Genomic DNA, 9,852 nt, shown 5'->3' on the forward strand with positions numbered 1-9,852 from the left:
GGAGGGCCCACCCGCCGCGCGGGTGCCCGCCGATGTGGCACGGTAGCGGTGGCGGCCGGTGGTCGGCGCGCCGTACGGACCGAAGGGCAAGACACGCGCATGGGCTCGCACGCCACTCTCACCGTCCCCACCCCGGAGCGGATGGGCCGGCTCGGCCGGGAGCTGGCCGCGCTGCTGCGGCCGGGTGACCTGGTGCTGCTCTCCGGCGAGCTGGGGGCGGGGAAGACCACGCTGACCCGGGGCCTGGGGGAGGGGCTGCAGGTCCGCGGGGCGGTGACCTCGCCGACCTTCGTGATCGCCCGGGTGCACCCCTCGCTGGTCGGCGGCCCGGCGCTGGTGCACGTGGACGCGTACCGGCTGGGCGGGGACCTGGACGAGATGGAGGACCTCGACCTGGACGTCTCGCTGCCCGAGTCGGTGGTCGTGGTCGAGTGGGGCGAGGGCAAGGTCGAGCGGCTGTCCGAGGACCGGCTGGAGGTCCGGATCGAGCGCGCCATCGGCGGCACCGAGGGCGGGGACGACCAGGACCCGCGCCGGGTGGTGCTGACCGGCATCGGCCCGCGCTGGGCGGACGCGGCGCTGGCGGAACTCGGATAGCCGGGAGGGCGGCGACGACCCGCCGACGGGGCTCCGACGACTCGCCGACATCTTGCCGACAGACTGTCGGCAAGATGTTGCGGCCGGGGTGCCGGGCGTGGTGGGATGGGTGCTGCGGTTAGGTCTGCCTAACTAGGGAGGCGCCATGTCGAGCACCACCCCCGCCCCGCAGCGCGCGGTCACCGCCGCCGGGGCCGGAGAGTCCGCCCGTCGCGTTCCGGGAGAGCCGATGCGGGCGCTGCTGGCCGCCTGCGCGGCCGCCGAGGCGGTGTCCACACCGCCCGGACCGCGCCCCCGGCAGGACGGACCGCGGCCCGGACACGACGAACGGCCCGAGGCGCGGACGCCCCGGGCCGCCTGAGGCCGCTCCTCCCGAAACCGAAGCCGAAGCCGAACCCGAATTCGAACCCGAATCCGGGCCGCCCGGTCCCGTCCGGGCTCAGGCGATCACGACCACCTTGGTGTCCTTCGGCGCGAAGTCCCAGAGCAGCTGCCCCTCGGCGCGGCCGCTGCGGATGCCGCCGGTCTTGGCGCTCGGGTCGGTGGTCGGCGTCGCGCCGTCCACCGCCGCGCTGAAGCCGAACACCACGCCGTTCTGCTGCGCGAAGCGCACCACGTGCTCGATCTGCTTGCCGTCCGTCCCGGTGGTGGTCGGGGTGCGGCTGTACACCGCGTAGCTGCCCGGGGCGGGCTCGACCGAGCCCGGGGTGACCGGGAAGGCGGCCGCGACCTGCGGGCTCTTCTTCGGGTCGACCAGCCAGACGTAGTGGCTGCCGACCGAGTACACCACCCGGGTGCCGGTGCCCGAGGTGGCCGGCAGCGGGGGGACGGTCGGGGTGGCCGCGGCGGTGGGCGCCGCGGCGGTGGCCGTGCCGGTCGCCGTGGTGGTGGCGGTGGGCTTGGGGCCGCCGGCCCGGTCCTGGGCGCCGTTGGCCTGGAAGGCCAGCAGGCTCACCACCGCCAGGGCCCCCAGGGTCAACCCCGTGACCACCACTCCAGGACCCATCTTCGCCACGTTGCCGCTCCCGCCGCCGTCCCTTTACGTACGGCCCCATCGTGCCAGGTTCATCCGCGCGGGTCGCAGTGCCTCGGATCTGTGTTCCCGCCTGGTACACCCTGCCGATCGGCCGGTCGGCCCAACGTCGGTCTAACCTTGACCCGTGCTGCTGCTCGCGTTCGACACCGCTACCCCCGCCGTCACCGCCGCCGTCCACGACGGCACGGCCGTCCTCGCCGAGACCCACCAGGTCGACGCCAGGCGCCACGGTGAACTGCTGCTGCCCGCGATCGACCAGGTGCTGCGGGCCGCCGGGGTGGACAAGCACCGGCTGACCGGCATCGCGGTCGGCGTCGGCCCCGGCCCGTACACCGGCCTGCGGGTCGGCCTGGTGACCGCCGCCGCGCTCGGCCACGCCCTCGGGCTGCCGGTGCACGGCGTCTGCACGCTGGACGCGATCGCCTTCCAGGCCCGCGCCGAGGGCCTGGCCGGGCAGCCGTTCACGGCCGCCACCGACGCGCGCCGCAAGGAGGTCTACTGGGCCTCGTACGACGCCGAGGGCCGCCGCACCGAGGGCCCCGCCGTGGACCGCCCGGCCGAGCTGACCCCGCAGCCGCGCTCCGTCGGCGCCGGCGCGCTGCTCTACCCCGACGCCTTCCCGGGCGGGCACGGCCCCGAGCACGTCTCGGCCGGCGCCCTGGCCGGCTTCGCCGCCGCCGAGCTGGCCGCCGGGCGCGAGCTGCTGCCCAACCACCCGCTGTACCTGCGCCGCCCGGACGCCCAGGTCCCCGCGGGCTACAAGAACGTTCTGGGAGGCAAGGCGGTGCTCCCGGCGTGAACCACGGCACCACCCTGCGCCCGATGCGCTGGTGGGACATCGCGCCGGTGCTGGAGCTGGAGCTGCGGCTCTTCCCCGAGGACGCCTGGTCCGCCGGGATGTTCTGGTCCGAACTGGCCGAGTCCCACCCCGGCGGCACCCGCCACTACACCGTCGCGGCCGCCCCGGACGGCAGGATCGTCGGCTACGCCGGACTGATGGCGATCGCCGGCGAGGGCGACGTCCAGACCATCGCCGTCGACGAGCGCCACCAGGGCGCCGGCCTCGGCACGGCGCTGCTCACCGACCTGATCCGGGAGGCCGCCCGGCGCGAGTGCGCCGAGCTGCTGCTGGAGGTGCGGGTGGACAACCCGCGCGCCCAGCGGCTGTACGAGCGCCACGGCTTCGAACCGGTGGGCATCCGGCGCGGCTACTACCAGCCCGCCAACGTCGACGCGCTGGTGATGCGCCTCGACCACCCGAGCACTGACAGCACTGACCCGAAGGACATTGAGGACACCCGCCATGGCTGACGAACCGCTCGTCCTCGGTATCGAGACCTCCTGCGACGAGACCGGCGTCGGCATCGTGCGCGGCACCACGCTGCTGGCCGACGCGGTCGCCTCCAGCGTCAACGACCACGCCCGCTTCGGCGGCGTCGTCCCGGAGATCGCCAGCCGCGCGCACCTGGAGGCGATGGTCCCGACCATCCAGCGCGCCCTGGACACCGCCGGGATCAAGGCGAGCGACCTGGACGGCATCGCCGTCACCGCCGGCCCCGGCCTGGCCGGCGCGCTGCTGGTCGGCGTCAGCGCCGCGAAGGCGTACGCCTGGGCGCTGGACAAGCCGCTGTACGGGGTCAACCACCTCGCCTCGCACATCTGCGTCGACCAGCTGGAGCACGGCCGGCTGCCCTCGCCGACGATGGCCCTGCTGGTCTCCGGCGGGCACTCCTCGCTGCTGCTCAGCGAGGACATCACCAGCGACGTCCGCCCGCTCGGCGCGACCATCGACGACGCGGCCGGCGAGGCCTTCGACAAGGTCGCCCGGGTGCTCGGCCTCGGCTTCCCCGGCGGCCCGATCGTCGACCGCACGGCCCGCGAGGGCGACCCGAAGGCGATCGCCTTCCCGCGCGGGCTGAGCGGCCGCAACGACCCGGCGTACGACTTCTCCTTCTCCGGCCTGAAGACCGCCGTCGCCCGCTGGGTGGAGGCCAAGCGCCGGGCCGGCGAGGAGGTGCCGGTCGCCGACGTGGCGGCGTCCTTCCAGGAGGCGGTCACCGACGTGCTCACCCGCAAGGCCGTCAAGGCGTGCAAGGACAACGGCGTCGACCACCTGATGATCGGCGGCGGCGTGGCGGCCAACTCGCGGCTGCGCGAGATGGCCCAGCAGCGCTGCGACCGGGCCGGCATCCGGCTGCGGGTGCCCCGGCCGGGCCTGTGCACCGACAACGGCGCGATGGTCGCCGCGCTGGGCGCCGAGATGGTGTGGCGCGACCGCACGCCGTCCGCCCTCGACCTGTCGGCGGACTCCTCGCTGCCGGTGACCGAGACCCACGTGCCCCACACGGACTTCCACGGCCAGGCCTACGACGCCCTCGGCGGCGGCGCGGCATGACCGTCGCCGCGATGTGGGAGGCCCGGGCGGCGGCCGGCCGGGGCGACGAACTCGCCGCCTGGGTACGGGAGTCGGTGCTGCCCGCGGTCCGCGGCTCGGCCGGTCTGGAGCGCCTCGAACTGCTCTCCGCCCCGGGCGAGCGGGTGCTGCTGATCACCTGGTGGAACGGCGAGCCGGTGCCCGTCGCCGACCCGCCGGCCGGGCTGCTCGGCCGTCCGGTGCACCGCTGGTCCTTCACCAGCGAGCACGTCGAGTAGCCCCTGGCCGGGAACCGCCGCGGCGGTCGGTACCGTGCATAGCTGAGAGAAGGCTGGACGGGAACCGGGAGCGCGCAGCGGTGATCAGGCGGAGCAGGACCAGGACGTACGGGGTGGGGGCGCTGGCCCTGCTGGCCTTCGCCACCGCGTGCGGGGACAACGGGGGCGGTGGCGGTGCCGCCCCCGCCGCCACGACGGCGGCGGCCACGCCCCGGCCCACCGGCGCCGCGCCGACCAGCGCGTCCGCGCCCCCTTCGGCGGGCGCCCCGGCGGGCGCGGACGCGGCGGCCTGGGCCAAGTGGAACCTCACCCCGCTCGCCCCCGCCCCGGCGCCGCCCGCCGACAAGCCGATCAAGCTCGAACGGACCGGCCCCGTACCGGTGTTCAGCGATGTGAAGACCAGCGACAAGGTCGTCTTCATCACCATCGACGACGGCGCCGAGAAGGACCCGAAGTTCGTCGAGATGCTCACCGACCTCAAGGTGCCGATCTCGATGTTCCTGACGAAGGACATCGTCAAGAACGACTACGGCTACTTCAAGCCGCTCCAGGCGCTGGGCAACCACATCCAGAACCACACCGTGGACCACCCGGTGATGAGCAAGCTGTCGGCCGACAAGCAGAAGGCCGAGATCTGCGACGACCAGGCCGCGCTCACCCAGCAGTACGGCACCGCCCCGTTGCTGTTCCGCCCGCCGTTCGGCGACGGCGCCAACACCCCGATGCTCAACACCTCGGTGCAGCAGTGCGGCCCGCGCGCGATCGTGCTCTGGCGCGAGTCGATGCAGATCCACGACATGCAGTACCAGGCCGCGGACAAGAAGCTGAAGCCCGGCGACATCGTCCTGGCGCACTTCCGCGGCCCCAAGGAGCTCAAGGGCGCCACGATGACCCAGATGTTCGGCGACCTGCTGGCCCGGATCCAGGAGCAGGGCTTCTCGGTGGCCCGGCTGGAGGACTACATCCAGGCGCCCGCCTCGTAGCCCGGTCCCGGCGCCGAGACCGGGCCGCCGCGCCGGGGGTCAGACCGGCTGCCCCAGCATCATCAGCGGCCCGTTGTCGGTGCGGCTGAGGATCACCGTGACGGTGTTCGGCCCGGATGGCTTGAGCTGGCGGCGCAGCTCCTCCGGGGTGATCGCCATCCCGCGCTTCTTGATCACCACCGTGCCGACCGCCCGCTCGCGCAGCAGCGCCTTCAGCTTCTTGATGTTGAACGGGAGCACGTCGGTGAGCTCGAAGGCGTGCGCGTACGGCGTCGCGACCAGCTCGTCCGAGGTCAGGTAGGCGATCTTCGGGTCGATCAGCCGGCCGCCCACCTGCCCGGCCACCTCGGCCACCAGGTGGGCCCGGATCACCGCGCCGTCCGGCTCGTACAGGTAGCGCCCGACCGGGCCGGCCGGCGGGTCGGGCAGGTCGCCGCCGGTCAGGCTGGCGCCGTGCGGCAGCAGGGTGGCGCGGTGCGGGCTGGTGGCCCTGGTGCCGAACCAGAGCACCGCCTCCTTGACGTCGCCGTGGTCCGAGACCCACTCGGCCTCGGCGTCCTCCGGCACGGCCTCGTGCGGGATGCCCGGCGCGACCTTCAGCGCGCCGATCGGGGTCCGCCGGCCGGCCTCGATCGCCCAGGAGAGCGGCGGGGCGTACGCCTCCGGGTCGAACACCCGGCCGCGCGCGGTGCGCCGGGCCGGGTCGGTGAACACCGCGTCGTAGCCGGTGACGTCCACCTCGGCGACGTCCGCGCAGCGCACCTCGACCAGGTCGGCCAGGCCCAGCGCGGCCGCGTTGGCCGCGGTGGCGGCGCAGGCCGCCGGGTCCCTGTCGACGGCCAGCACCTCGATGCCGGCCCGGGCCAGCGCCAGCACGTCCCCGCCGATGCCGCAGCACAGGTCCGCCAGCCGCCGTACGCCCAGGTCGGCGAACCGCCGGGCCCGCCACTCGGCCACGCTGCGCCGGGTGGACTGCTCGACCCCGTTGGGCGTGAAGTACATCAGGTCGGCGTCCGCCCCGAACTTCGCCCGCGCCCGCTGCCGCAGCCGCGCCTGCCCGAACGCGGCCGACACCAGCTCCGCCGGGTGCTCCCGCCGCAGGCGGGTCGCCAGCGCGAGCTCCTCCTCGGGGGTGAACTCGCGCAGCTCGGCGAGCAGGGCCTGGCCCTCGGGGGTCAGCAGCGGCTGGAGGTTCTCGGTGTCCACGGGGCCATTCTCGCGGGTCGGCCGGGTGGCCGGTCGGCCGGAGCGGCCGCGCGGCGTTCACCGGCCGATGACGGGGACGTCGGAGGTCAGCCAGAACACCAGCGGCATCAGCGGCGCGGCCGCCAGCGCGGCGTACGGCGTGATCCGGTACCCGAGCCGCCGGGTGCCGAGGCCGGTCAGTGCCAGCAGGACGAGCATCACCACGACGCCGAAGACGTCCAGGGCCTCCACCCCGGGGCCGTACAGGGCGAGCAGCTTCAGCCAGTTGAGCACGAACGACCCGACGGACGCCGCCGCGACGGCCCCGGCGACCACCACCGCGGCGAGCACCAGGTCCGGCGCCCAGTGGACCGGCGGCCGCCCGGGCGCGCCGTGGGGCCGGCTCACCGGAGCCACCCCGCGCCGGCGAGGGCGGTCAGCAGGGCGGGGCTGACCGCGGCGGCGACCGGGGTGATCCGGTAGCCCCGCCGGTGGGTGTACCGGGCCACCGCCACGACCGGGACGAGCAGCAGCGCGGTCGCGGCGCCCCGGGCCGCCCAGCCGCCGATCGCGGGGTGGGCCTCCAGCGCGAGCGCGGCCAGGAAGGCCGCGATCCAGCCGAACCCCAGCAGCGAGGCGGCCCCCAGGACCGTCAGCAGCGCGAGCAGCAGGTCCGTCGGACGGCCGACCGGGCGCAGCGGGTCGGCGGGCGGCAGCCGGTTCACCGCCACAGCACGCCCGAGGAGAGGACCGCCGGCAGCGCGAACGGGGCGAGCCCGGCGGCGACCGGGAGGAGCCGGTAGCCGGACCGCCGGCTGCGGAAGGCCACCACGAGGCCCGCCGCCAGGGCGACCACCGGGGCGGCCAGCATCCCGATGCCCAGGAAGGCCCACCCGCGCCCGTCCCCGTCGTCCCCGTAGCCGGGGATGGTGCCGAGGCAGGCGACGAGGAGGAAGGCGACGAACGGCAGCACGCCCCCCAGCAGGGGCAGCGACAGCAGGGCGAGGGCGGCGTCCTTGGGCCGGGACGGGCCGATGCGCACCGGGATCGAGGTCATGGCAGGAGTCTGGTGGGGCCGGGCCCGGTCGTACATGAGTACGGCTACTCATTCGCGAACCGGGGACTTCCGGGACTCGCCGTTGGCACTCTGGTTGACTGAGTGCTAACACGGCCCTATGGTCATCCTTGGCACTCACCACTAGGGGAGTGCTAACGCGACGACGTGTGTCTGACCCCCGCGACGGCAGGCCCGCAGGATCGCCCCTACCCGTTAGAAAACCCCGTAATCTCCGAAGGGGAGCTCGGACGTGACCACCAGCAGCAAGGTTGCCATCAAGCCGCTCGAGGACCGCATCGTGGTCCAGCCGCTCGACGCCGAGACCACCACGGCCTCCGGCCTGGTTATCCCGGACACCGCCAAGGAGAAGCCCCAGGAGGGCGTCGTCCTGGCCGTCGGCCCGGGCCGCTTCGAGGACGGTCAGCGTCTGCCGCTCGACCTCGCCGTCGGCGACATCGTCCTGTACTCGAAGTACGGCGGCACCGAGGTGAAGTACAAGGGCGAGGAGTACCTCGTCCTCTCGGCCCGCGACGTTCTCGCGGTCATCGAGAAGTAAGACGTACCGACCCGCCCCGGATCCGTGTCCCAGTGACAGGGGCCCGGGGCGTGGTTGTTGGTTCACGTAGTTCGGCGGCCGGTGGGCCGGCCGCAGCCCCGAGGGAATAGGGAACATGGCGAAGATCCTGCAGTTCGACGAGGACGCCCGCCGCTCGCTGGAGCGCGGTGTCAACAAGCTGGCCGACACCGTCAAGGTGACCATCGGCCCCAAGGGCCGCAACGTCGTCATCGACAAGAAGTTCGGCGCCCCGACCATCACCAACGACGGTGTCACCATCGCCCGCGAGGTCGAGCTGGACGACCCGTACGAGAACCTTGGCGCGCAGCTCGTCAAGGAGGTCGCCACCAAGACCAACGACGTCGCGGGTGACGGCACCACGACCGCCACCGTGCTGGCCCAGGCCCTGGTCAACGAGGGTCTGCGCAACGTCGCCGCCGGTGCCGGCCCGGCCGCCCTGAAGAAGGGCATCGACAAGGCCGTCGCCGCGGTCTCCGAGCACCTGCTGTCCGTCGCCCGCGAGATCGAGGGCAAGGACGACGTCGCCGCCGTCGCCTCCCTCTCCGCGCAGGACACCCAGGTCGGCGAGCTGATCGCCGAGGCGATCGACAAGGTCGGCAAGGACGGTGTCATCACCGTCGAGGAGTCGAACACCTTCGGCGTGGAGCTGGACTTCACCGAGGGCATGCAGTTCGACAAGGGCTACCTGTCGCCGTACTTCGTCACCGACGCCGAGCGCCAGGAAGCGGTCCTCGAGGACCCGTACATCCTGATCAACCAGGGCAAGATCTCCTCGATCCAGGAGCTGCTGCCGCTGCTGGAGAAGATCCTCCAGGGCGGTGCCTCCAAGCCGCTGCTGATCATCGCCGAGGACGTCGACGGCGAGGCGCTGTCGACCCTGGTCGTGAACAAGATCCGTGGCACCTTCAACGCCGTCGCCGTCAAGGCCCCGGGCTTCGGCGACCGCCGCAAGGCGATCCTCGGCGACCTGGCCGTCCTGACCGGTGGCCAGGTCATCTCCGAGGAGGTCGGCCTCAAGCTCGACCAGGTCGGCCTGGACGTGCTGGGCACCGCCCGCCGCGTGACCATCACCAAGGACGAGACCACGGTCGTCGACGGTGCCGGTGACTCCGAGGCCGTCGCCGGCCGCGTCGCCCAGATCAAGGGCGAGATCGCCGCGACCGACTCCGACTGGGACCGCGAGAAGCTGCAGGAGCGCCTGGCCAAGCTGGCCGGCGGCGTCTGCGTCATCAAGGTCGGCGCCGCCACCGAGGTGGAGCTGAAGGAGCGCAAGCACCGCCTGGAGGACGCCATCTCGGCGACCCGCGCCGCGGTCGAGGAGGGCATCGTCGCCGGCGGTGGCGCCTCCCTGGTCCACGCCGCCAAGGTGCTGGACGAGGGCCTGGGCCTGTCGGGTGACGAGGCCACCGGTGTCGCCGTGGTCCGCAAGGCGCTGCACGAGCCGCTGCGCTGGATCGCCCAGAACGCCGGCCTGGAGGGCTACGTCATCACCTCCAAGGTCGCCGAGCTGGAGATCGGCCAGGGCTACAACGCCGCCACCGGCGAGTACGGCGACCTGGTGAAGGCCGGCGTCATCGACCCGGTCAAGGTCACCCGCTCCGCCCTGGAGAACGCCGCCTCGATCGCCTCCCTGCTTCTCACCACCGAGACCCTCGTGGTGGAGAAGAAGGAGGAGGAGGCCGACAACGGTCACGGCCACGGCCACGGCCACTCGCACTGAGGCTCCGACGCCTGACCGGAGGCCCGGTCCGCTCCCCCCGGGGGG

The 9,852-nt window shown here is 73.6% G+C and carries 14 protein-coding genes; 9 read left to right on the forward strand and 5 right to left on the reverse strand.

The window, feature by feature from the left end; translation table 11 throughout:
- Positions 1 to 99: 99 nt before the first annotated feature.
- Positions 100 to 597, forward strand: a complete 498-nt coding sequence (gene tsaE / locus ACFRQN_RS09340) for a tRNA (adenosine(37)-N6)-threonylcarbamoyltransferase complex ATPase subunit type 1 TsaE (RefSeq protein ID WP_049655956.1) — start codon at positions 100 to 102, stop codon at positions 595 to 597.
- Positions 598 to 742: 145 nt separating this feature from the next.
- On the forward strand, positions 743 to 958 hold the full coding sequence (locus ACFRQN_RS09345) for a hypothetical protein (RefSeq protein WP_049655953.1): 216 nt from the start codon (positions 743 to 745) through the stop codon (positions 956 to 958).
- Between the two features lie 78 nt (positions 959 to 1,036).
- Here the strand turns inward: ACFRQN_RS09345 and ACFRQN_RS09350 are convergent, their stop codons facing one another.
- Complete coding sequence (locus ACFRQN_RS09350) at positions 1,037 to 1,603, reverse strand: hypothetical protein (RefSeq protein WP_049655963.1); 567 nt, start codon at positions 1,601 to 1,603, stop codon at positions 1,037 to 1,039.
- Positions 1,604 to 1,757: 154 nt separating this feature from the next.
- On the opposite strand from ACFRQN_RS09350, the gene tsaB reads away from it, so the two are divergent.
- The 5 genes from tsaB (at position 1,758) to ACFRQN_RS09375 (ending at position 5,268) form a co-directional block, all read left to right on the forward strand.
- Positions 1,758 to 2,432: a tRNA (adenosine(37)-N6)-threonylcarbamoyltransferase complex dimerization subunit type 1 TsaB gene (gene tsaB, locus ACFRQN_RS09355; RefSeq protein ID WP_380739407.1), complete on the forward strand. Its 675-nt coding sequence runs from the start codon at positions 1,758 to 1,760 to the stop codon at positions 2,430 to 2,432.
- Positions 2,433 to 2,455: 23 nt separating this feature from the next.
- Positions 2,456 to 2,944, forward strand: a complete 489-nt coding sequence (gene rimI, locus ACFRQN_RS09360) for a ribosomal protein S18-alanine N-acetyltransferase (protein ID WP_049655961.1) — start codon at positions 2,456 to 2,458, stop codon at positions 2,942 to 2,944.
- A complete protein-coding gene (gene tsaD / locus ACFRQN_RS09365) occupies positions 2,937 to 4,028 on the forward strand; it encodes a tRNA (adenosine(37)-N6)-threonylcarbamoyltransferase complex transferase subunit TsaD (RefSeq protein ID WP_049655951.1) in 1,092 nt (363 codons plus the stop codon). The genes rimI and tsaD overlap by 8 nt, the downstream gene beginning before the upstream one ends.
- The gene (locus ACFRQN_RS09370) at positions 4,025 to 4,285 is read left to right on the forward strand and encodes a hypothetical protein (protein ID WP_380739409.1); all 261 of its coding nucleotides are present in this window, start codon (positions 4,025 to 4,027) and stop codon (positions 4,283 to 4,285) included. Before tsaD ends, ACFRQN_RS09370 begins: the two co-directional genes overlap by 4 nt.
- An 80-nt stretch (positions 4,286 to 4,365) precedes the next feature.
- Entirely contained in the window at positions 4,366 to 5,268 is a 903-nt protein-coding gene (locus ACFRQN_RS09375) for a polysaccharide deacetylase family protein (RefSeq protein WP_107418825.1), read from the forward strand.
- A gap of 39 nt (positions 5,269 to 5,307) precedes the next feature.
- Here ACFRQN_RS09375 and ACFRQN_RS09380 read toward each other — a convergent pair whose 3' ends face one another.
- From ACFRQN_RS09380 to ACFRQN_RS09395, 4 genes are read right to left on the reverse strand one after another with little or no spacing between them, the layout of a single operon-like run.
- Entirely contained in the window at positions 5,308 to 6,474 is a 1,167-nt protein-coding gene (locus ACFRQN_RS09380; protein WP_375876163.1) for a methyltransferase domain-containing protein, read from the reverse strand.
- 57 nt (positions 6,475 to 6,531) lie between these two features.
- Positions 6,532 to 6,861, reverse strand: coding sequence for a hypothetical protein (locus tag ACFRQN_RS09385; protein ID WP_049655944.1), 330 nt, complete (start codon positions 6,859 to 6,861; stop codon positions 6,532 to 6,534).
- Positions 6,858 to 7,178: a hypothetical protein gene (locus tag ACFRQN_RS09390; protein WP_375876165.1), complete on the reverse strand. Its 321-nt coding sequence runs from the start codon at positions 7,176 to 7,178 to the stop codon at positions 6,858 to 6,860. The genes ACFRQN_RS09385 and ACFRQN_RS09390 overlap by 4 nt, the downstream gene beginning before the upstream one ends.
- Complete coding sequence (locus ACFRQN_RS09395; RefSeq protein ID WP_143204610.1) at positions 7,175 to 7,510, reverse strand: hypothetical protein; 336 nt, start codon at positions 7,508 to 7,510, stop codon at positions 7,175 to 7,177. The genes ACFRQN_RS09390 and ACFRQN_RS09395 overlap by 4 nt, the downstream gene beginning before the upstream one ends.
- A gap of 250 nt (positions 7,511 to 7,760) precedes the next feature.
- On the opposite strand from ACFRQN_RS09395, the gene groES reads away from it, so the two are divergent.
- Together groES and groL are read left to right on the forward strand one after the other, a co-directional pair.
- The gene (gene groES / locus ACFRQN_RS09400) at positions 7,761 to 8,066 is read left to right on the forward strand and encodes a co-chaperone GroES (RefSeq protein ID WP_049654366.1); all 306 of its coding nucleotides are present in this window, start codon (positions 7,761 to 7,763) and stop codon (positions 8,064 to 8,066) included.
- A 115-nt stretch (positions 8,067 to 8,181) separates the two neighbouring features.
- A complete protein-coding gene (gene groL / locus ACFRQN_RS09405; RefSeq protein ID WP_049654364.1) occupies positions 8,182 to 9,807 on the forward strand; it encodes a chaperonin GroEL in 1,626 nt (541 codons plus the stop codon).
- The last annotated feature ends 45 nt before the right edge of the window (positions 9,808 to 9,852 follow it).

The organism is Kitasatospora sp. NPDC056800 (assembly GCF_042789775.1).
In the GTDB taxonomy this organism is placed as follows: domain Bacteria; phylum Actinomycetota; class Actinomycetes; order Streptomycetales; family Streptomycetaceae; genus Kitasatospora.